Below are 19935 nucleotides of genomic sequence, written 5' to 3'. Positions count from 1 at the left end.
GACGTGACCAATTCCCTGACGATCCTGGTATTCGATTCCGGCCTTGGCGGGCTCACGGTGCTCCGTGAGGTCGTGGCCGCGCGCCCGGACGCCCATTACGTTTACGTCGCCGACGACGCCTTCTTCCCCTATGGCCACCACAGCGAGGACGAGATCATCGCCCGCGTCGTGCCGCTGATGGGGGAGCTGATCGGCACGCATGATCCCGACCTCGTCGTCATCGCCTGCAACACGGCCTCCACCCTGGTCCTATCGCACCTGCGCGCCGCTTATTCCCTGCCCTTCGTCGGCACGGTGCCGGCGATCAAGCCGGCCTGCGCCCTGTCGAAGACCCGCCGCGTCTCGGTGCTCGGCACCAAGGGCACGGTGAAGCGCGAATACACCAAGGCGCTGATCCGCGATTTCGCGCAAGGCTGCGAGGTGACGCTGGTCGGCTCGCCCGAGCTCGCCTCGCTCGCCGAAGCCGAGCTGAGTGGCGCTTCCGTCAGTGACGACGCCATCCGCGCCGAGCTCGCGCCCTGCTTCGTCGGCGAGGAAGCGGACGCGCGCACGGATACCGTGGTGCTGGCCTGCACACATTATCCGTTGCTGCTCGACCGCTTGAAGAAGCTCGCGCCCTGGCCGGTCGAGTGGATCGACCCGGCGCCGGCGATCGCCCGCCGCGTCTCGGACCTGCTGGGTGCGCGCATCGGCGGCCTCGCACAGTCCGCCGAGATGATCTTCACATCGAACCGCGTGCATGGTCTCAGTGCCACGCTGACGCCGTTCTTCGGCGGGCGCGCTGTGGCCTGACCTTGCGCCCCAGCAGCGCGCTGCTAGGCTCTGCCGTCGTCATCTCCGCGCAGGTCATCACATGTCGATCCCCGCAACGCCGCTCAATCGCCTCCGCCAATTGTGGACCGAGGGGCGCCCCGCCTTCGGCGCGATCGCGACCATCCCGAGCGTGCAGCTGGTGCAGATCATGGCGCGCTCGCTCGACTGGATCATCGTCGATCTCGAGCACGGACCGATCGGCCTCACCGAAGCGCATGCGATGATTGCCGCGACGACGGGCACGCCGTGCACGCCCCTGGTGCGGATCGCTGCAAACGAGCCGTGGCTTGCGAAAGCGCCGATGGACATCGGCGCCTTCGGCATCAACTTCCCGATGATCACCAATCGCGCCGATGCCGAGAAGGCGGTGCGCAGCGTGCGCTATCCGCCGCGCGGCGATCGGCTTTGGGGTCCCTTCCACGCGCCGTTCCGCTGGGGCAAATCGATGCCTGATTACATGGCCTCTGCCGACGACGAGATGATCTGCATGGTCACCATCGAGCATGTCGAGGCCGTCAACCGCATCGACGAGATCATGGCAACACCCGGCATCGACGTCGCCGTGATCGGTCCCGGCGATCTCGCGACGTCCATCAACAAGCGCGGCCAGATGGACGATCCGGAATTGCTTGCGCTGGTCGCGCGCGCCGAGGCGGGCATCCTCAAAAGCGGCGTGCCGATCGGCGGCGTGGCCCGCACCGCCGACCAGGCCAACGCCCTGATCGACCGCGGCTACCGCGCCATCGCGCTCGGTTTCGACTGGTCGCTGTTCCAGCGCGGCATCATGGCCGCGTTCGAGGGGATCAGACGTTAGCCCTTGGGCTATCGAGCCTTGCCGGGAACTGCGGCGCTGCTAGGGTCGGCCGTTTCAAGGGAGGAAAATCATGCTCAAAAAGACTTTGCTCGCTCTCGTCTTCACCGGCCTTGCCGTTGCGGCCGTCGCCCAGCAGCCTGGCATCAAGCGCACCCCGCTTCAGAAGGTCGAGTTTCCGGACGGTTACAACACCATCACCGCCATCGCCGAAGTTCCGGCGGGCGGTTCGGCCGGACGCCACACGCATCCCGGAATTGAGACGGGCTATGTCCTGGAAGGCGAGCTCAGTCTCCTGATCGACGGGCAGCCGGAGAAAACCCTGAAAGCCGGTGATTCCTACCAGATCCCGGCCGGCGTCGTGCATGACGCCAAGGCCCATGGTGATAAGGCTATGAAAGTGCTTGGAGTTTACGTCGTCGACAAGACCAAGCCGCTGGCCTCGCCGGCACCCTGATGCGGCGAACCGACCGGCCCCAAGCGGGTTGGTTCGTGCTAGAGCAGGCGGCGAGCGGGCGCCCGTTCGCTGCCCATTTTTTCATCCGCCGGAACCGAAAGAGCGATGCGCGGGACACCCAAGACCGTTTCGCTGCCGCGCCGCCTGATTTGCGACCTCATGCGCGCCTCGATGGACGTGCCGTTCGTCTCGCTCTCCCGTTCGCTCGATATTCGTCCCCTGCTGGAGGCCCGTGCCGGCGCACTGGCGCCCGCCGGCTGGGCGGCGATGTTCGTCAAGGCCTTCGCCCTGGTGGCCAGGGACGAGCCGGTCCTGCGCACCGTCTACGCCAAATGGCCCCGGCCGACCCTCTACGAGCTGCCGAAGAGCGTGGCGACGGTGGCCATTGCCAGGGTCGAGGACGGCGAGGAATGCGTGCTGCCGCAGCGAATCGCAGCCCCGGAGGCCCTGCCGCTGGCCCAGGTCGACGCCGAGATCCGCCGCGCCAAGACGGCCCCGATCGAGGACGTCCCGATGTTCCGCAAGATCATGCGGGCGACCCGCCTGCCGCTGCCGCTCCGGCGCCTGTCCTGGGCGATCGGGCTCAATTTCGGCCGGCAGCGCGGTAACTGGTTCGGCAGCTTCGCGGTGAGTTCTGTGGCCGCTTATGGCGGGGGCGAGCTCCACCCGATCACGCCGGGCCCCTTCATCGTCAGCTATGGGGTGGTCGAGCCCGACCAGACCATCCATGTCGTGATCCGCTGGGATCACCGGGTCACGGACGCGGCCCCCGTCGCCCGGGTCCTGACCCGGCTGGAACAGGTCCTGAACACTGAAATCGCTGCCGAATTGCGGGCGGCTGGACCAAAGCCGATCCGGGCGGTCAGGACTTAAAGACGGTCATTCCGGGGCAGTGCGCAGCACCGAACCCGGAATCTCGAGGTTCTCAGGTGCGCAATTGCGCACCGGAGTTCGATGCTGGCGCATCGCCCCGGAACGACGGGCTAAAGAATTGACAGCGAACCCCAAACTCCCCTAAAAGCCGCCTGCTCGCGGGCCGATTTCGGCCCGCGAAGCGTTTCGCGACCCGTGGTCCTCTCCCTCTAGCTTTGGGGATCGGACCTGTCGGTGCCGGGCCTGGCCCGTCACACAGGAGGGCGCGTTTCCTCAAACCATGCAACCGAAGAGGACGCGATGACTAAGCGCAGTGAGGCGAAGTACAAGATCGATCGCCGTATGGGCCAGAACATCTGGGGCCGCCCGAAGAGCCCCGTGAACCGCCGCGAATACGGCCCCGGCCAGCACGGCCAGCGCCGCAAGGGCAAGCTCTCCGACTTCGGCGTGCAGCTCCGCGCCAAGCAGAAGCTGAAGGGCTACTACGCCAACATTTCCGAGCGGCAGTTCCACGGCATCTATGTCGAGGCGAGCCGCCTCAAGGGTGACACCGGCGAGAACCTGATCGGCCTCCTGGAGCGCCGTCTCGACGCGGTCGTGTACCGCGCCAAGTTCGTCTCGACGATCTTCGCCGCCCGCCAGTTCATCAACCACGGCCACATCAAGGTGAACGGCCGCAAGGTCAACATCTCGAGCTACCAGCTCAAGGTCGGCGACGTGATCGAGGTCAAGGAAGCCTCCAAGCAGCTCGCCCATGTGCTCGAAGCCAGCCAGCTTCCCGAGCGCGACGTTCCCGATTATCTCGAAGTCGATCATGGCAAGATGACCGCGAAGTACTCGCGCATCCCCGGCCTCTCCGACGTGCCGTTCCCGGTGCAGATGGAGCCCCATCTGGTCGTCGAATTCTATTCGCGCTGATAGTTCGACAGGACGATCTTCAAAGGCCCCGGTTTTCCGGGGCCTTTTCGTTTGAGGCCACCACTCCATCTCGCGATCCTCGTGTGCTACAGTTGCGAGCGATGGAGCTTGATCATGACGCGTCCCCTCGACGAGACCTTTGACAAGGTAGATGATCGATCTCCTCTGAAGCTAACAACAATGGAAGAGGCCGACTTAAGAGAGGCAGAAGCTGAAATCGCCCGCGGCGAGTTAGCGAGTGCCGACGAAGTTCGCGCCATGTGGAAGAAACACGGTTTGTGATGCTCTACACCCCTCCCCCGATCGATCCCAAGGCGCCGACGGTGCGCATCAATCTGCTCTCGGACACGCAGACCAAGCCGACCGCGGGGATGCGCGAGGCGATGGCGCGGGCCGAGGTCGGCGATGAGCAGGTCGGCGACGATCCGACCGTGAATGCGCTGTGCGAGCGCGTGGCGGATCTGCTCGGCAAGGAGGCTGCGGTCTACATGCCGTCGGGCACGATGTGCAACGTCACCGCGACGCTGGTGCATTGCCGTCCCGGCGACGAGATTTTGGCGCACGAGACCGCGCACATCATCGCCCGCGAAGGCGGCGCGCATGCCGCGATCGGCGGCTTCCAGGTGACGCAGCTCAAGGGTCCCGACGGCCAGTTCACGCCGGAGACCTTTCGCAAGGCGCTGCATCCGCGCACGCGCTACCAGCCGCCGCAGACCGTCGTCAGCGTCGAGCAGACCGCCAATATCGGCGGCGGCACGATCTGGAAGAAGGCCGCGCTCGACGAGATCGTCGCGATCGCGAAGCAACACGGCCTCGTCACCCACATGGACGGTGCACGTCTCCTCAATGCCACCGTCGCCAGCGGCATCTCCCCGCGTGACATGACGGCGGGCTGGGATTCGGCCTGGATCGATTTCTCCAAGGGCCTGGGCGCGCCGATCGGTGGCGTGCTTGCGGGCTCGCGCGCCTTCATCGATGCGGTGTGGCAATGGAAGCAGCGCCTCGGCGGCTCGATGCGGCAGGCCGGCATCTGCGCCGCTGCCTGCATCTACGCGCTCGACCATCACGTCGAGCGCCTCGCCGACGACCACGCCAATGCGCGCGCACTCGCGCGCGGGCTGTCGCAGATCTCCGGCATCGAGGTGCAGGAGCCCGAGACCAATCTGGTGTTCTTCAAGCCCGACGGCGCCGGCATTCCCGGCGACAAGATGGTCGCGGCACTGCGCCAGCGCGGCGTGACGCTCGCGATGATGGACGGCCGCATCCGCGCCTGCACCCATCTCGACGTCAATGCGGCCCAGGTCGAGGAGACGATCGGATACGTCCGCGAGATCGTGCGCGGGGCGTAAAGCCCAGTCCAGTAGCCCGGATGGAGCGCAGCGAAATCCGGGATTTATCCGCGCGTGAGGAAGTCCCGGATTGCGCTGCGCTCCATCCGGGCTACGAAGACGGCGAGAGTCTACCGCCCCATCGCCTGATAGATCAGCGTCTTCAGCGCCAGTTGGATCCGGCCGCGCTGCGAGGGGGTCTGCACCATGAAGATCCCGAACAGATCGTCCTCGGGATCGATGAAGAAGAACGTGCCGCCGACGCCATCCCAGCGATACTCGCCCAGCGGCCACGAAGTCTCGTCCGGCACCGACGTGCGCACGGCGAAGCCGAGGCCGAAGCCGGAGCTGCCGCCCGGATAATAGTTCTGGTCGCGCGCGATCTTCGTTTCCGGCCCGATATGGTCCGACGCCATCAGCGCGATGGTCTCCGGCTTGAGATAGCGCCGGCCTTCAAAGGTGCCGCCATTCAGCAGCATCTGCGAGAAGCGCGCGTAGTCGCCAATCGTCCCGACGAGGCCGCCGCCGCCCGACTCCCATTTCAGCGGTTTGCGGGGATCGCGGACCTGCGTCATCGGGCTAATCGCACGATCCCCAGGCATCGGCTCGGCGATGCGCGGCCACTTGGCGGGATCGGCGACATAGTATGCGGTGTCCGTCATCCCGAGCGGATCGAGCAGCCGCTCCTTCTCGAACTGGAACAGCGATTTCCCCGAGATCACCTCGATGATGCGGCCGAGCACGTCAGTGGAGAGGCCGTAGTCCCAGATCGTGCCGGGCTGCTCGGCGAGCGGCAGCGTGGCGATCTTCGCGACGAGTTCGGCATTGGTCAAAGCCTTGTTGTCGAAAAGACCGGCGTCGGCATAGAGCTTGTTCACCGGGCCCCCGCCATAATAGCCGTAAGGAAGCCCGGCGGTGTGGCGCATCAGATCCTTGACCGTGACCGGGCGATTGACCGGCTCGAACGCCAGCGAGACCTTGCCGTCCTCGGCCTTCGTCTCGACGCCGACCTTCATCTCACCAAAGGCCGGAATGTACTTTGCGACGGGATCGTCGAGCGAGAGCTTGCCCTCCTCGACCAGCATCATCGCCATGACCGTCGTGACCGGCTTTGACATCGAGTAGAGGCGGAAGATGGTGTCGGCGCTCATCGAGAGCTCGGTCGCAGCGTCGCGAACGCCGAAATTCTCGTAATAGACCGGCTTGCCGTGCTGCTGCAGCAGCAGGATCGCGCCCGGGAACGTTCCCGCGACGATCTCCTTCTGGATGTAGTCGGAGACCTTTGCGAGGCCTTCGGGCGAGAACCTGCGCGCGGCGCGCGCCTCCGAGCCCGCTTGCGCACCGGCCGCACTCAACAGCAGAACGAGCGCCGCGAACAGCGCACGGCGCCCGCTCATGTCAATTCTCCATGGCTTCATAAACCAACAGCTTCAATGTCCGCTGCACGCGCTGGCGCTCGGTCGGGGTCTGCTCCAGCAGCACGAAGAACATGTCCTGCTTGGGATCGATCACGAAATAGCAGCCGGAGGCGCCGTCCCACTTCAATTCGCCGAGATCGCCGGGCGGCGGCGGTTTTGCGTTGCCGGGATCGGTGCGGACCGCGAGCCCGAGACCGAAGCCGAAGCCGTCGCCGGGGAAATAGAAATAATCGCGATCAACGCCGGATTTCGGACCGATCTGATCGGTCACCATCAGCTTGAACGTCTCCGGCTTGAGGATGGTCTTGCCGTCGAGACTGCCGCCATTGAGCAGCATCTGCGCAAACCGCTTGTAGTCCGCCATGGTCGTCACCATGCCGCCGCTGGCGAACATGATCTTCTTGGCGACCGTCGGATCGTTGATGCGGCCGACGCGGAAATCGGCGTCATTCGGCACCGGCTGCGCCAGCAGCTTCTGCTTCTCGGGATCGGTGACGAAGAAGCCGGTGTCGACCATGCCGAGCGGGGTGAGCAGCTTTTCCTGCATGATGTCGATCAGCGGCTTGCCGGCGGCGACCTCCATCACGCGCGCGAGGATGTCGGTGGAATGGCCGTATTGCCACAGCGCGCCCGGCTGGTTGTGCAGCGGGAGTTTCGCGATTCGCTCGGCGAACTCGGCGAGATCGAAATCGCCGGCATAGATATTGGCGTCGCGATAGGCCTTGCGCACCAGGCTGTCGCCGTAGAAGCCATAGGTGACACCGGAGGTGTGCGTCATCAAATCGTGCACTGTCATCGGCCGGTTCGGCGGCACAAGCTCGAGCGACTTGGTGCCATCTTCGGCCTTCTTCTCGACGCCGACCTTCACATTGGCGAAGGACGGAATGTATTTCGAGACGGGATCATCCAGCTTGATCTTGCCGTCCTCGATCAACTGCACCGCCACCACCGAGGTGATCGCCTTGGTCATCGAGAACAGGCGGAAGATGGTCTTGTCCGTGATCGGCGCCTTGCTGACCACGTCCTGTACGCCGAAGGCTTCGTGGTAGACCGGCTTGCCGTGCTGCTGGATCAGCACGGTTGCGCCGGCGATCTTGCCGGTCGCGACCTCGTTCTTGAAGAAGTCACTGATCCTCGAGAGCTTGTCCTGGTTGAAATGCGCGCCGGCAGGAATCTCGTAGGTACCCTCAGCGTGCGCCAGCGACAGCAGGCCGAACGACAACAATGCGCCATAGACAAATGGGCGCAGTCCAACATGAAAATTCATATCCCCTCCCCGGAACATGGTCCGGCGGAGTGTACTGACAGCGTCATCAGGCACAAGGGCTGCTGTGTTGCGCCAGCGCCTCGGCATGGAGTTTGGCGCTTGGCTCGGCGAAGCAGCAGAACACCACGCGGGTGACGGATGGCGCGGCGGCGAGCCCTTCGATGGTCGTACGCACGGCAATATCGGCGGCCCGTTCGGCGGGAAAGCGGAAAATGCCGGTCGAAATCGCGGGGAATGCCACCGAGGTCAGCTTGTGCTTGCCGCACAGCTCCATCGAGCGACGATAGCAGGAGGCGAGCAGGCCGTCCTCGCCCAGCGTGCCGCCATTCCAGACCGGTCCGACCGTGTGGATCACGTGGGCGGCCTTGAGCCTATAGCCTTTGGTAATCTTGGCGTCGCCGGTCTTGCAGCCGTGAAGCATCCGGCATTCGGCGACCAGGTCGGGCCCGGCCGCGCGATGGATCGCGCCATCCACGCCACCCCCGCCAAGGAGCGACGTGTTGGCGGCATTGACGATGGCGTCAACGCTCAGTGTCGTGATGTCGGCAACGACGACGTCGAGCTCCGCGCCGCCAATCCGGCGCGACAGCGCGGTCACGGCCTTAGGCCGCGACGACGACGCCCTTCTCGGAGAAGAGCTGCTGCAATTCGCCGGCCTGGAACATCTCGCGGACGATGTCGCAGCCGCCGATGAACTCGCCCTTCACATAGAGCTGCGGGATGGTCGGCCAGTTCGAGTATTCCTTGATGCCGTTGCGCAGCTCGGCGGATTCGAGGACGTTGAGGCCCTTATAGCCGACACCGATATGGTCGAGGATCTGGACGACCTGGCCGGAGAAACCGCACTGCGGAAATTGCGGCGTACCCTTCATGAACAGAACCACGTCGTTCGACTTCACTTCGTTGTTGATGAATTCCGCGATGCTCATATCCGTGTCCTTCTGGGGCAGAGCCCTCACCAATTGCTTCGGGCCGGCTCGGCCGATTTAACCCGATACCTGCCTATATATGTAGCCCAAACCGTTGTGCATCCAAAGTAAAATGGCGGCGAACGGCCCCCGTCGCGGGCTTCTCCCGGCCTTGGGCGGCCGGCCCCGGCAGCGCCAGGCCATTGCATGATGCCCCGAATATCATCACCGGGGAGGACTTTCATACCGTAACGGAGCCCCTATCTAGGACGAACCTTGGTTTTGGAACCGGGCAACGCCAACAACGTTCTCTTGTCCTGTCTGGAGAAAAACGTGACGAAACCAGCCTCCGCCACGGCCGCCCCCGCGCTTTCGTCACCATCCTCCGAGGAGGGCAGTATTGCCCGGCGGTTGGAAGAGGCCTTTCTCGCGGTTCGCAACCAGACCGAGCGCCGGGCCGCGCCGCTGTCGCCCGAGGACCAGCAGATCCAGTCCATGCCCGATGCGAGCCCTGCGAAATGGCACAGGGCCCATACCACCTGGTTCTGGGAGCAATTTTTGCTCGGCGAGCACGCCCCCGGCTATAGGCCCTTTCACCCCGATTTCGCGTTTCTGTTCAATTCCTATTACGTCAGCGCCGGCCCGCGCCATGCCCGCAACCATCGCGGCGACATCACCCGTCCGAGCGCGGACGAGGTCGGCGCCTACCGCAGATATGTCGATGCTGCCGTCGTCAAATTCTTCCGCGAAGCGAGCGATGACCAACTCCGGGCCCTGGCGCCACTGGTCGAGGTCGGGCTCAACCACGAGCAGCAGCATCAGGAATTGATGTTCACCGACATCCTGCACGCCTTCGCGCAGAATCCGGTCTATCCGGCCTACGACCCGGACTGGCGCTTCCCGGCGGCGACGCGTACCGGCGACGAGTGGCTGACGCTCAACGAAGGCATCCACACCGTCGGCCATGTCGATGACGGCTTCCATTTCGACAACGAGAAGCCCGCCCATCGCGCCCTCGTCGGCCCGGTCAGGGTCGCGCGCAATCTCGTCACCAATGCCGAATGGCTCGCCTTCATGCGCGACGGCGGCTACCGGACGGCAACGCTGTGGCTGATGGACGGCTTTGCCGCGGCCAGCAAGGAAGACTGGCAGGCCCCGGGCTATTGGCGCGAGGTCGACGGCGCATGGCAGGTCATGACGCTGGCCGGCCTCAAGCCGGTCGATCCCGACGCGCCGGTCTGCCATGTCAGCTATTACGAGGCGGATGCGTTCGCGCGCTGGGCAGGCAAGCATCTCCCGACCGAGATGGAATGGGAGGTCGCGGCGCGTGCCGGACAGCTCAACGACGCCTTCGGCATCGTCTGGCAATGGACCCGCAGCTCCTACTCGCCCTACCCCGGCTATCGCGCCGTCGAAGGCGCGCTCGGCGAGTACAACGGCAAGTTCATGATCAATCAGCTGGTGCTCCGCGGCTCATCGCTTGCAACTCCAGAGGACCACAGCCGTATTACTTATCGCAACTTCTTCTATCCGCACCATCGCTGGCAGTTCACAGGACTGCGGCTCGCCGATTACGTCTAGTCCTTAATCCGACGACAGATGCGCGCCGGACAGCGCGTTCAGGAGAGTATCATGAATGTGCACGCCAGCGCTTTGGCCGAAGCCCATCTTCCCGACGAGCAGACCACCGCCTTCGCCCGCGAGGCTATCGAGGATTTGTCGCAGCAGCCGAAGAAGCTGTCGCCGAAATATTTCTACGATGCGACCGGGTCAGAATTGTTCGAGGCGATCACGCGCCTGCCGGAATATTACCCGACGCGCACCGAGCTCTCGATCCTGAAGGAGCGCGGCAGCGAGATCGCGAAGATCATTCCCGAGCATGCCGCGCTGGTCGAATTCGGGGCGGGCGCGACCACGAAGGTCCGCCTCCTGCTCAGCCACTGCAAGTTCGCGGCCTATGTGCCCGTCGACATCTCCGGCGATTTCCTGGCGGCGCAGGCGAACGGGCTCAAGCGCGACTTTCCCGCGCTCGGCATCTATCCGGTCGCCGCCGATTTCACGACGCCGTTCGAGCTGCCCAAAGCGGTCGCATCCATGCCCAAGGTCGGCTTCTTCCCCGGCTCGACCATCGGCAATTTCGAGCCGCATGAAGCCCAGGCCTTCCTGAAGAGCGCGCGCCAGATCCTGGGCAAGGGTGCGCAGATGATCATCGGCGCCGACCTCGAGAAGGACGAGCGCGTGCTCCATGACGCCTATAACGATGCCGCCGGCGTCACCGCGCGCTTCAACCTCAATGTCCTGGTGCGCATCAACCGCGAGCTCGGCGGCAATTTCGACCTGTCCGCCTTCACCCATCGCGCGATCTACAATCGCGAGCGGCACCGTATCGAGATGCACCTGATCAGCAGGAAGAGCCAGACCGTGCGCCTGCTCGGCACCAGCTTCTCGTTCCGTCCGGGCGAGAGCATTCATACCGAGAACAGCTACAAATACAGCATTGAGCGCTTTGCCGCACTGGCGCAAGGCGCTGGCTGGCGGGTGCGCGAAAGCTGGACGGACCCGGCGAAGATGTTCTCGGTGCATGCGCTGGAGGTCGCGGAGTAATCCTCATCGCTTCCCGGTATTTGAGAGCGCTTTCCCCGCGGCGCATCCTTCGAGACGCCCGCTTTAAGCGGGCTCCCCAGGATGAGGGCGGAGCGTGCGGCAGCAGTTTCCACGAGCCGCGATGCTGATCAGCCTCATCCTTGTAAGTTTCGACTCACTGGATCGGATAGAGTGTCCGGTGCGGTAGCGGACGGGAGACCGCCTCATCCCAGGGCTTTGAAGCCCGAGCCTCAGCGCGGCGCCCCGTCCGTTGTTCCATTGAACCCGAACAGTCGCGAGGGCCGCCTGGCGAGCCCGATTGCGCAAGGATGGGTGCAGATGGACGCGATCTATATTGGCATTGATGTATCGAAGGACCGGCTGGACGTGCATTTGCGTCCGAGCGGGGAAGCCTTTGCCGTGGCGCGTGACGGCAAAGGCTTGGAAGACCTTGTTGCTCGTCTGCAGGCCTGTTCGCCAACGCTGATTGCAGTGGAAGCGACGGGCGGCTTCGAGACCATTGTCGCGGCGGCGCTGGCCGGCGCCCAACTGCCGCTGGTGGTGGTCAATCCGGCCCAAATCCGGCACTTCGCGCAGGCCGTTGGCCAGCGCGCCAAGACCGATCCGATCGATGCGGCAGTCATCGCGCGGTTTGTCGAGGCGGTGAAGCCGACGCCGCGTGCCATGCCAGATCAGGAAGCCCGGCTGCTGGCCGAACTGGTCAGCCGCCGACGGCAGATCATCGAGATGATCGTTGCCGAGCGCCAGCGCGAGAAGCGGGCCGAGAATGTCCGCGTTCGCAAGAGCCTTGCCCGCCACATCAAGGTCCTCGAGAAGGAGCTGCTGGAGATCGACAACGACATCGACACGCTGGTGCGCGGTTCGCCGGTCTGGCGCGCCAAGGAGGAGTTGCTGGTGAGCTTTCCGGGTGTAAGCAACACGCTCGCCCGCACCTTCCTGGCCGAGGTGCCCGAGCTCGGCACCCTCAATCGGCGCCAGATCGCAAGCCTCGCCGGCCTTGCTCCGTTCACCCGCCAATCCGGCCGCTGGAAGGGCAAGAGCATGATCGGCGGCGGGCGAGCCGCACTGCGCGCCGGGCTCTACATGGCCGCTCTCTCGGCCAGCCGACACCATCCGCAGCTCAAGCTCTTCTATCAACGCCTGCTGATCGCCGGGAAGCCGAAGATGGTGGCCCTCATCGCCGTCGCTCGCAAAGTCCTCACCATCCTCAACGCCATGCTCAGGGACCAAAAACAATGGCAACCCGCTTGACGAAGAACACAGTCGCTGAGGAGACCGCGGAGCGGTCGTCTCGAAGGACGAGGCGACGCTCAAACCGCTCGACGCCGAGGTTCAGTCCTCCCCGGCCTCCTCCACCTTCGATCCCAGCGACACCGACTCCCACACCGCCACCACGATCAGGATCACACTCGTCGCGACCGAGAGCCAGAGCGGCGACAGATCGGCTGCAAACCACCACAGCACCAGCAGCAGGATGATGCCGATGCCGTGCGACAGCTGAAGGAAGCCGCGGATCGAATGCTTGAACAGGATGGTGCCGATCAGGAACACCAGGGGACCGCCGATCGTGCTCACGATCGTCCTGAAATCGGAGTGGCCGGTCGGGTGCTTCAGCACCAGCTCGTCCGAGACCGCGGTCAGGATGATGCCGGCGACGATCGGCGTGTGCAGATAGGTGTAGGCGAGCCGCGCCAGCCGGCCGGATTCGGTGGATTTCGAGATGCGCTCGGAGCCGGCCTCGGCGCCCTTGTGGAAATAAACCCACCACATCGCGATGCTGCCGACCAGCGCCGAGACGAAGGCCACAATATTCGCAGCCGTCCATTCCAGTTCGGCAAAGGTCGCGCCGTTGACCACGACGGCCTCGCCCAGCGCGATGATGATGAAGCCGGCGCAACGCTCGGCCATGTGGTTGCCTTCGACCGCCCAGGCCTCGACCGACGAGAATCCCAGATTCGGGACCCAGAACCGGACCGCGGGCGAGACATACTCCCAGGCGACCGCCGCGATCCACAGCCATAGCCGCGTCTCTCCCTCGGAGAAACCGCCGGCGATCCACAGCACCGCCGAGATCGAGAGCCACGTCAGGATGCGGATCGCGTTGTGCCGCACCGCCGTGCGATGGCGCGGGGTCGCAAACAGCCAGAACGCGGTGCGTCCGACCTGCATGGCCGCGTAGGCGATCGCGAACCAGAGACCCCGTCCCTCGAAGGCGGTCGGGATGGTCGTCGACAACACGAGGCCACCGAGCATCATCAGGAAGATCAGGATGCGAACCGGCGTCAGATCGGGATTGAGCCAGTTGGTGACCCAGGCGGTGTAGACCCACACCCACCACACCGCGAGAAACAGCACGGTAACATGCACAGCGCCAAGCAGCGTGAAATGGTGCAGCAGCGTGTGCGAGATTTGCGTGACGGCGAAGACGAAGACGAGGTCGAAGAACAGCTCGGCATTGGTGACGCGGCTAGGCTGGTTCGGCAGGATGACGCGAAACATCGCGCCGCGCGAATTCTCGGCAGCCATCGTCGTCTCCCGTCGCGCTCGTCAGGTCAGGTGCCGGGTACCCCAGGTACCCCGGTTTGCAGCGCCAGTGCATGCAGGACGCCGCCCATCTGGCCGCGCAGGGACTGATAGACGATCTGGTGCTGCTGGACGCGGGACTTGCCGCGGAAGGATTCCGAGATCACGGTCGCGGCATAGTGATCGCCGTCACCGGCGAGATCACGGATGGTCACCTCGGCATCGGGGATCGCTGCCTTGATCATCGCCTCGATATCGTGGGCGTCCATGGGCATTCGGGTCTAGCTCCTTATCTCGGCTGCAGAGCGCAGCCTCGTCTTCGAATCGCTCGCCGGGGTCCCCGGGACCGGCGGGCCAAACTTAGCGTGAACGGTCTTCTACGTCACGCTTTCCGGCACTATATCCCTGATCTCATCGGGACAAAGGCACGACAAAGTGCCGCGCGCGGCAGATTGATCGAAAAGGCGTGAAATCATGAAGCTTCCAGGGCCGGACCACCCCATCACCATCACCCCAAATCCCCGGCGCGTCCGCGTCACGGCGGGCGACATCGTCATCGCCGAGACCAGCAAGGCGCTGACCTTGAAGGAGGCCAAATATCCGGCGGTGCAATATGTGCCGCGGGAGGACGCCAACATGGCGCTCTTGGAGCGCACCGACCGCGTCACCCATTGCCCCTACAAGGGCGACGCGAGCTATTACAGCGTCAAGGCCGACGGCAAGACGCTCGACAACGCGATCTGGACCTACGAGACGCCCTTTCCCGCCATGACCGAGATTTCCGGCCATCTCGCCTTTTATCCGGACAAGGTGAGGATCGAGGAAGTGGGCTAGGTTCAGGGCACTCTGACTCCGGGCGATCATCACCCCGTCTCAGTCGATGCTGCTATCAAATGCCGCGCAAGGCCGGAAGACTGATTGCACTCTCGTTGCTCGGGGCGGCCGGCGTCGTCATTGCGGTGACTGCTGTCGGGCTCGGGTTTCGCGCCTATCGCCAGCATCTTGCGGCGCAAACTCTCGCCATCCGCTCCCCCAAGGGGGTGCAGGAGGGAGAGTTCGTCGTCATCGGCGGCATCAAGCAATGGATTCAAATCCGCGGCGAGGATCGGGATAACCCGGTTCTGCTGTTCGTCCATGGCGGGCCCGGCGGCACTACCCTGCCCGTCTCGTCGGGCTGGCGTTCCTGGGAAAAGCATTTCACTGTTGTGCAGTGGGACCAGCGCGGTACCGGCCGCACTTATGGTGCCGCTGGAGAGACGCTCGCTCCAACGATGACATTGGAACGAATGACGCAGGACGGCATCGAACTGGCCGAATATCTGCGCGCGCACTTGCACAAGCACAGGATTGTCCTGGTCGGACACTCCTGGGGCTCATTCCTGGCAATTCACATGGCGAAGCAACGCCCCGACCTGTTCTGGGCCTATGTCGGCACAGGCCAGGTCGTCGGCAGGACGACCTTCGAGAAGGCATTCGAGCTCAAGATTGCCCGCCTGCAAACACTGGCGGCGTCGACCGGCAACAACGAGGCGCTGGCGGAGTTGGCGCCGATTGCTGCACGACCGACCATGAGCGAGGAAAATCGCCTGATCGCCGAAAAGTGGAGCCGCGTGCTGGCCCTTCCCGTCGATCGCATCCAGCTGGCTGGCGCGATCCCGCCCCGCTTCATGCCGGATTTCTCGCTGCTTGATTGGTACAACTGGCGCAAGGGCGTCGCCTTCTCCACCAAATATCTGACCGGACCGAATGGTCCGATGGTTCAGCACGAGGTGGCCTCAATAGGACTCGAATTTTCAATCCCCATGTTTTTCATCGAGGGCGATTCGGATGGCGCGACGCCGGGCGGACCTGCCGAGCAATATTTCAGTCAGATCACCGCACCGCATAAGGAATTTGTCTGGGTTCGCGGCGGCGATCATTTTCTCCCGTTCAACCGTCCCGACGAGTTTCTCGCGGAGTTGCTGGCTCGCGTCAGCGCTCGCAATTGAGGACCCTGCGCCTTGCGAGCCGGTCGAGCGGCTTCGCCGCTACGCCCGGAAGATCGTCAGCCCCAGTATCAGCAGCGCCAGGAAGATCACCACGAAGACGTAGAACAGGAAGCGGGCGACATCGGCCGAGGCGGCCGAGATGCCGGTGAAGCCGAACACACCGGCAACGATCGAGACCAGCAAGAAGATCAGTGCCCATTTCAGGATCGTCATCACCAGCTCCGAAATTGTGCCGCCACTGCGGCCCTCAAGCCCCTTTGCGCGAACGCCAACCTTGCTACGCGGAACTGGTTCCTATCGTCCCAGGAGGGTTGTGGGGCTCACACACCCCTTGCTGAATCCGGTTCCGGGCGGCACAGTCCGTCGCGGGACAGGAGCGCAATGGGGGCGACCATGACGACGATGTCACATACAGCGACGATCGGCCCGGAGGCGCAAGCTGCACCAAAGGCCAAGGCGCGCAACCTGTCGCTGGATCGGGCCCGCACCTTCCTGACCCTGGTGGTGCTGCTGCACCACGCCGTCATCCCCTATACCTACTTCGGTCATACCGATCCGAAATTCTTCTTCGGCTTCGACATGATCGTGCTCGCCACCGACAGCTTCTTCATGGCGATGTTCTTCTTCCTGTCGGGCTTGTTTGCCTGGTCGGGCATCGCCCGCAAGGGCGCGCTGAACTATCTGGCAGATCGCCTGCTTCGGCTTGGCCTGCCGTTCGTGATCTGCGCATTCACGATCATCCCGCTCGCCTATTACGCCATCTCGCTCCGACACCATCCCGAGATCGGCTTTTCGGAATACTGGTGGAATATGGTCACGAAAGGCCCGTGGCCGAGCGGGCCGATCTGGTTCCTCTGGGTCCTGCTCGGCTTCGACGTGGTAGCCTGCATACTGCATCGGCTGTCACCCAACCTGCTCGATCCGATCAACCGCCTCTCGCTGCAGGGCCGCCGTCGGCCCGAGTTGTTCTTCGCGGTCATGCTTGCCGTCACCGCGGCGTTCTATGTTCCCGGGCTGATGTATTATGGACCAAGCAACTGGTTCGAGTTCGGGCCGTTCTCGGTGCAGCACGGGCGTGTGATGCTCTATGCGAGCTACTTCTTTTTCGGCGCCGGCATCGGCGTCGCGAATATGGATCGCGGCCTGCTTGCGGCAGACGGCCGGATGGCGAGGGTCAGCTGGGACTGGCTGGTCCTGGCGATCGTTCCGTATTGCCTGCTCTGGGTGCTGATCTTCATCAAGCGTGAAATCTTGGGAAATCCGTCGCCGCTGCCGAACTGGTATGAGGGGCTCTATGCCCTCTGCTTCGCTGTCTTCAGCGTGGCCATCATGTTCATGATCCTGGCCTTTTTCCAGAGGTTCAAACAATCAGGCTCGGCCAAGCTGCTCGATCCGATGCAGGCGGACGCCTACGGCATCTTTTTGGTGCACTACCCGATCGCGCTTTGGCTGCAATACTGGCTGTTCGACTATGACCTGCCAGCGATCGTCAAGGCGACGATCGGGTTCGTGCTGACAGTCGCGTTCAGTTGGGCGCTAACGCGCGCCTTGCGCCAGATCCCCGGCGCAACGAAGGTGCTTTGAGCGGAAGATCTCTCCATTCGTCATTGCGAGCGTAGCGAAGCAATCCAGAGTCTCTCCGCGGAGACAGTCTGGATTGCTTCGTCGCTTTGCTCCTCAATGACGGAGGGCGTGGCAGCAGCTCAGGCCGCCTTGCCGCCCATATATTCCGGCAGCCAGCGCTCGAACGATTTGCGCAGCGTGTCGATCGTAACCGGCGCCTCGCCGGCAATGGCGATCGCGTCGCCACCGGTGGTGCCGATCCGCACGCAGGGCACCTCGCAGCCGCGCATCTTGGCGAGCACGCGGCCGGCTTCGGTTTCCGGCACGGTGACGAGATAGCGCGCCTGGTCCTCGCCGAACCAATAGGCCTGCGAGACAAGCGACGTCGGCGCCGCCAGCAGCTTTGCACCGATGCCGCCCGCCATCGCCATCTCGGCGAGCGCGATCAGCAGGCCGCCGTCTGAGAGGTCGTGCACGGCGGTCGCGGTGCCCGCATGGATCATGCCGCGCACGCAGTCGCCGTTGCGCTTCTCGGCGGCGAGATCGACGGGCGGCGGTGCGCCCTCCTCGCGACCGCAGATGTCGCGCAGGTAAACGGACTGGCCGAGCCAGCCATGGGTCTCGCCGATCAAGAGGATCGCCTCGCCCTCGGCCTTGAAGGCCAGCGACGCAGACTTGGTGAAATCGTCGAGCAGGCCGACACCGCCGATCGAGGGCGTGGGGAGGATCGCGCGGCCGTTGGTCTCGTTGTAGAGCGAGACGTTGCCGGAGACGACCGGGAAGTCGAGCGTGCGGCAGGCTTCCGAGATGCCCTTCAGGCAGCCGACGAACTGGCCCATGATCTCGGGACGCTCGGGGTTGCCGAAATTGAGATTGTCGGTGATCGCGAGCGGCTTGCCGCCGACCGCGGTGATGTTGCGCCAGGCTTCGGCGACGGCCTGCATACCACCTTGATAAGGATCGGCCTCGCAATAGCGCGGCGTGACGTCGACGGTCAGCGCCAGGCCCTTCGGCCCGTCCTGGACGCGCACCACGGCGGCATCGCCGCCGGGGCGCTGCATGGTGTTGCCGAGGATGACGTGGTCGTACTGCTCCCACACCCAGCGCTTGCTGCACATGTCGGGCGTGCCGATCAGCTTCTCCAGCGCACTACCTAAGCCCATCGGCGCGACCACGTCGCGCGCGTGCACGACCGGCAGCGCGGCGGACGGGACATGCGGGCGGTCATAGACCGGCGCCTCGTCGCCGAGCTCCTTGATCGGCAAATCGGCCATGACGTCGCCGCCATGCTTGACGACGAAGCGCTTGCTCGGCGTGGTGTAGCCGACAATCGCAAAATCGAGCCCCCACTTCGTGAAGATCTCCTCGGCTTCCTTTTCCTTCTCGGGCTTGAGCACCATGAGCATGCGCTCCTGGCTCTCCGAGAGCATCATCTCATAGGCGCTCATGCCGGTCTCGCGGGTCGGCACCGCGTCGAGATCGAGGTCGACGCCGAGATCGCCCTTGGCGCCCATCTCGACCGCCGAGCAGGTCAGGCCCGCCGCACCCATGTCCTGGATCGCGATGACGCAGCCCTTCTCCATGATCTCGAGGCAGGCCTCCAGCAGCAGCTTCTCGGCGAAGGGATCGCCGACCTGCACGGTCGGGCGCTTCTCCTCGGACTTGTCGTCGAATTCTGCGGAGGCCATCGAGGCGCCGTGAATGCCGTCGCGGCCGGTCTTCGAGCCCAGATAGACGATCGGCATGTTCACGCCGGAGGCGGCCGCATAGAAGATCTTGTCGGCATCGGCGAGGCCGACGGCCATCGCGTTGACGAGGATGTTGCCGTCGTAGCGCGTGTGGAAGCGCACCTGGCCGCCGACCGTCGGCACGCCGAAGGAATTGCCATAGCCGCCGACGCCGGCGACGACGCCGGAGACGAGATGCCGGGTCTTGGCGTGCTCGGGCGCACCGAAGCTCAGCGCATTCAGGCACGCGATCGGCCGCGCGCCCATGGTGAAGACGTCGCGCAGGATCCCGCCGACGCCGGTGGTCGCGCCCTGATAGGGCTCGATGTAGCTCGGGTGGTTGTGGCTCTCCATCTTGAAGACCACGGCCTGGCCGTCGCCGATGTCGATCACGCCGGCATTCTCGCCGGGGCCCTGGATCACCCAGGGGGCCTTGGTCGGCAGGCCGCGCAGATGGATGCGCGAGGACTTGTACGAGCAATGCTCGTTCCACATCGCCGAGAAGATGCCGAGCTCGGTGAAGGTCGGCTCCCGCCCGATCAGCTTCAGGATGCGCTCATACTCGTCGGGCTTGAGCCCGTGGGCGGCAACCAGTTCGGGGGTGATCTTGGGTTCATTCTTCATGGATTCGGGGCTTTCGGCGGCGGTTTGGCCGTTCTTAGGAACATCGGGGGCTCGCGAAAAGCCCTTTATGGCGCATTTTCCCGCTGTCCCACGTTTTGCGCCGGGGGCCCCGC

The 19935-nt window shown here is 64.2% G+C and carries 21 protein-coding genes; 13 read left to right on the top strand and 8 right to left on the bottom strand.

Annotated features, from left to right (window positions below; all coding sequences use genetic code 11):
• The first annotated feature begins 3 nt into the window (after positions 1-3).
• From murI to QA649_RS18255, 7 genes are all read left to right on the top strand, one after another.
• On the top strand, positions 4-792 hold the full coding sequence (gene murI, locus QA649_RS18285; protein ID WP_283025401.1) for a glutamate racemase: 789 nt from the start codon (positions 4-6) through the stop codon (positions 790-792).
• Between the two features lie 61 nt (positions 793-853).
• On the top strand, positions 854-1627 hold the full coding sequence (locus QA649_RS18280; RefSeq protein WP_283025400.1) for an aldolase/citrate lyase family protein: 774 nt from the start codon (positions 854-856) through the stop codon (positions 1625-1627).
• Between the two features lie 70 nt (positions 1628-1697).
• Positions 1698-2081: a cupin domain-containing protein gene (locus QA649_RS18275; protein WP_283025399.1), complete on the top strand. Its 384-nt coding sequence runs from the start codon at positions 1698-1700 to the stop codon at positions 2079-2081.
• Between the two features lie 105 nt (positions 2082-2186).
• The gene (locus QA649_RS18270; protein ID WP_283025398.1) at positions 2187-2954 is read left to right on the top strand and encodes an acyltransferase; all 768 of its coding nucleotides are present in this window, start codon (positions 2187-2189) and stop codon (positions 2952-2954) included.
• 300 nt (positions 2955-3254) lie between these two features.
• Positions 3255-3872, top strand: a complete 618-nt coding sequence (gene rpsD / locus QA649_RS18265; RefSeq protein ID WP_283025397.1) for a 30S ribosomal protein S4 — start codon at positions 3255-3257, stop codon at positions 3870-3872.
• Positions 3873-3986: 114 nt separating this feature from the next.
• Positions 3987-4154, top strand: a complete 168-nt coding sequence (locus tag QA649_RS18260; RefSeq protein WP_283025396.1) for a hypothetical protein — start codon at positions 3987-3989, stop codon at positions 4152-4154.
• On the top strand, positions 4154-5221 hold the full coding sequence (locus QA649_RS18255; protein WP_283026049.1) for a threonine aldolase family protein: 1068 nt from the start codon (positions 4154-4156) through the stop codon (positions 5219-5221). The genes QA649_RS18260 and QA649_RS18255 overlap by 1 nt, the downstream gene beginning before the upstream one ends.
• A 110-nt stretch (positions 5222-5331) precedes the next feature.
• On the opposite strand, the gene QA649_RS18250 is transcribed toward QA649_RS18255, so the two are convergent.
• From QA649_RS18250 to grxD, 4 genes are read right to left on the bottom strand one after another with little or no spacing between them, the layout of a single operon-like run.
• The gene (locus QA649_RS18250) at positions 5332-6597 is read right to left on the bottom strand and encodes a serine hydrolase domain-containing protein (protein WP_283025395.1); all 1266 of its coding nucleotides are present in this window, start codon (positions 6595-6597) and stop codon (positions 5332-5334) included.
• A gap of 1 nt (position 6598) precedes the next feature.
• Positions 6599-7885 (bottom strand): serine hydrolase domain-containing protein, encoded by a 1287-nt coding sequence (locus tag QA649_RS18245; RefSeq protein WP_283025394.1) that lies wholly within the window; start codon positions 7883-7885, stop codon positions 6599-6601.
• Between the two features lie 46 nt (positions 7886-7931).
• Positions 7932-8483 carry an O-acetyl-ADP-ribose deacetylase gene (locus QA649_RS18240; RefSeq protein WP_283025393.1) on the bottom strand — a complete coding sequence of 184 codons (552 nt, stop codon included), beginning with the start codon at positions 8481-8483 and terminating at the stop codon, positions 7932-7934.
• A 4-nt stretch (positions 8484-8487) separates the two neighbouring features.
• Positions 8488-8814 (bottom strand): Grx4 family monothiol glutaredoxin, encoded by a 327-nt coding sequence (grxD, locus tag QA649_RS18235; protein WP_283025392.1) that lies wholly within the window; start codon positions 8812-8814, stop codon positions 8488-8490.
• A gap of 261 nt (positions 8815-9075) precedes the next feature.
• Here grxD and egtB point away from each other — a divergent pair, with 261 nt between their 5' ends.
• The 3 genes from egtB (at position 9076) to QA649_RS18220 (ending at position 12648) form a co-directional block, all read left to right on the top strand.
• Positions 9076-10374: an ergothioneine biosynthesis protein EgtB gene (gene egtB, locus QA649_RS18230; RefSeq protein WP_283026048.1), complete on the top strand. Its 1299-nt coding sequence runs from the start codon at positions 9076-9078 to the stop codon at positions 10372-10374.
• 51 nt (positions 10375-10425) lie between these two features.
• A complete protein-coding gene (egtD, locus tag QA649_RS18225) occupies positions 10426-11397 on the top strand; it encodes an L-histidine N(alpha)-methyltransferase (protein WP_283025391.1) in 972 nt (323 codons plus the stop codon).
• Between the two features lie 318 nt (positions 11398-11715).
• Positions 11716-12648 (top strand): transposase, encoded by a 933-nt coding sequence (locus QA649_RS18220; RefSeq protein ID WP_283026035.1) that lies wholly within the window; start codon positions 11716-11718, stop codon positions 12646-12648.
• An 81-nt stretch (positions 12649-12729) separates the two neighbouring features.
• On the opposite strand, the gene QA649_RS18215 is transcribed toward QA649_RS18220, so the two are convergent.
• Both QA649_RS18215 and QA649_RS18210 read right to left on the bottom strand, forming a co-directional pair.
• Positions 12730-13923: a low temperature requirement protein A gene (locus QA649_RS18215; protein WP_283025390.1), complete on the bottom strand. Its 1194-nt coding sequence runs from the start codon at positions 13921-13923 to the stop codon at positions 12730-12732.
• 26 nt (positions 13924-13949) lie between these two features.
• On the bottom strand, positions 13950-14195 hold the full coding sequence (locus QA649_RS18210) for a BolA family transcriptional regulator (protein ID WP_018647427.1): 246 nt from the start codon (positions 14193-14195) through the stop codon (positions 13950-13952).
• 199 nt (positions 14196-14394) lie between these two features.
• On the opposite strand from QA649_RS18210, the gene QA649_RS18205 reads away from it, so the two are divergent.
• Positions 14395-14754: a DUF427 domain-containing protein gene (locus tag QA649_RS18205; protein ID WP_283025389.1), complete on the top strand. Its 360-nt coding sequence runs from the start codon at positions 14395-14397 to the stop codon at positions 14752-14754.
• A gap of 59 nt (positions 14755-14813) precedes the next feature.
• Positions 14814-15908 carry an alpha/beta hydrolase gene (locus QA649_RS18200; protein ID WP_283025388.1) on the top strand — a complete coding sequence of 365 codons (1095 nt, stop codon included), beginning with the start codon at positions 14814-14816 and terminating at the stop codon, positions 15906-15908.
• A gap of 39 nt (positions 15909-15947) precedes the next feature.
• Here QA649_RS18200 and QA649_RS18195 read toward each other — a convergent pair whose 3' ends face one another.
• Positions 15948-16121 carry a DUF1328 domain-containing protein gene (locus QA649_RS18195; RefSeq protein ID WP_018647430.1) on the bottom strand — a complete coding sequence of 58 codons (174 nt, stop codon included), beginning with the start codon at positions 16119-16121 and terminating at the stop codon, positions 15948-15950.
• 180 nt (positions 16122-16301) lie between these two features.
• On the opposite strand from QA649_RS18195, the gene QA649_RS18190 reads away from it, so the two are divergent.
• Complete coding sequence (locus QA649_RS18190) at positions 16302-17492, top strand: acyltransferase (RefSeq protein WP_283025387.1); 1191 nt, start codon at positions 16302-16304, stop codon at positions 17490-17492.
• Positions 17493-17611: 119 nt separating this feature from the next.
• Here the strand turns inward: QA649_RS18190 and purL are convergent, their stop codons facing one another.
• The gene (purL, locus tag QA649_RS18185) at positions 17612-19822 is read right to left on the bottom strand and encodes a phosphoribosylformylglycinamidine synthase subunit PurL (protein WP_283025386.1); all 2211 of its coding nucleotides are present in this window, start codon (positions 19820-19822) and stop codon (positions 17612-17614) included.
• Between the last annotated feature and the right edge of the window lie 113 nt (positions 19823-19935).

The sequence above is a fragment of the Bradyrhizobium sp. CB1717 genome, from assembly GCF_029714325.1.
Classification (GTDB): domain Bacteria; phylum Pseudomonadota; class Alphaproteobacteria; order Rhizobiales; family Xanthobacteraceae; genus Bradyrhizobium.
This window is presented reverse-complemented; position numbering and strand designations above follow the sequence as displayed.

Bases quoted from the DNA above. Each gene is read 5' to 3' on its own strand.
- QA649_RS18280 (WP_283025400.1), top strand. From the start codon at position 854: ATGTCGATCCCCGCAACGCCGCTCAATCGCCTCCGCCAATTGTGGACC.
- QA649_RS18275 (WP_283025399.1), top strand. From the start codon at position 1,698: ATGCTCAAAAAGACTTTGCTCGCTCTCGTCTTCACCGGCCTTGCCGTT.
- QA649_RS18270 (WP_283025398.1), top strand. From the start codon at position 2,187: ATGCGCGGGACACCCAAGACCGTTTCGCTGCCGCGCCGCCTGATTTGC.
- rpsD (WP_283025397.1), top strand. From the start codon at position 3,255: ATGACTAAGCGCAGTGAGGCGAAGTACAAGATCGATCGCCGTATGGGC.
- QA649_RS18260 (WP_283025396.1), top strand. From the start codon at position 3,987: ATGACGCGTCCCCTCGACGAGACCTTTGACAAGGTAGATGATCGATCT.
- QA649_RS18255 (WP_283026049.1), top strand. From the start codon at position 4,154: ATGCTCTACACCCCTCCCCCGATCGATCCCAAGGCGCCGACGGTGCGC.
- QA649_RS18250 (WP_283025395.1), bottom strand. From the start codon at position 6,597: ATGAGCGGGCGCCGTGCGCTGTTCGCGGCGCTCGTTCTGCTGTTGAGT.
- QA649_RS18245 (WP_283025394.1), bottom strand. From the start codon at position 7,885: ATGAATTTTCATGTTGGACTGCGCCCATTTGTCTATGGCGCATTGTTG.
- grxD (WP_283025392.1), bottom strand. From the start codon at position 8,814: ATGAGCATCGCGGAATTCATCAACAACGAAGTGAAGTCGAACGACGTG.
- egtD (WP_283025391.1), top strand. From the start codon at position 10,426: ATGAATGTGCACGCCAGCGCTTTGGCCGAAGCCCATCTTCCCGACGAG.
- QA649_RS18220 (WP_283026035.1), top strand. From the start codon at position 11,716: ATGGACGCGATCTATATTGGCATTGATGTATCGAAGGACCGGCTGGAC.
- QA649_RS18215 (WP_283025390.1), bottom strand. From the start codon at position 13,923: ATGGCTGCCGAGAATTCGCGCGGCGCGATGTTTCGCGTCATCCTGCCG.
- QA649_RS18210 (WP_018647427.1), bottom strand. From the start codon at position 14,195: ATGCCCATGGACGCCCACGATATCGAGGCGATGATCAAGGCAGCGATC.
- QA649_RS18205 (WP_283025389.1), top strand. From the start codon at position 14,395: ATGAAGCTTCCAGGGCCGGACCACCCCATCACCATCACCCCAAATCCC.
- QA649_RS18200 (WP_283025388.1), top strand. From the start codon at position 14,814: ATGCCGCGCAAGGCCGGAAGACTGATTGCACTCTCGTTGCTCGGGGCG.
- QA649_RS18195 (WP_018647430.1), bottom strand. From the start codon at position 16,121: ATGACGATCCTGAAATGGGCACTGATCTTCTTGCTGGTCTCGATCGTT.
- QA649_RS18190 (WP_283025387.1), top strand. From the start codon at position 16,302: ATGACGACGATGTCACATACAGCGACGATCGGCCCGGAGGCGCAAGCT.
- purL (WP_283025386.1), bottom strand. From the start codon at position 19,822: ATGAAGAATGAACCCAAGATCACCCCCGAACTGGTTGCCGCCCACGGG.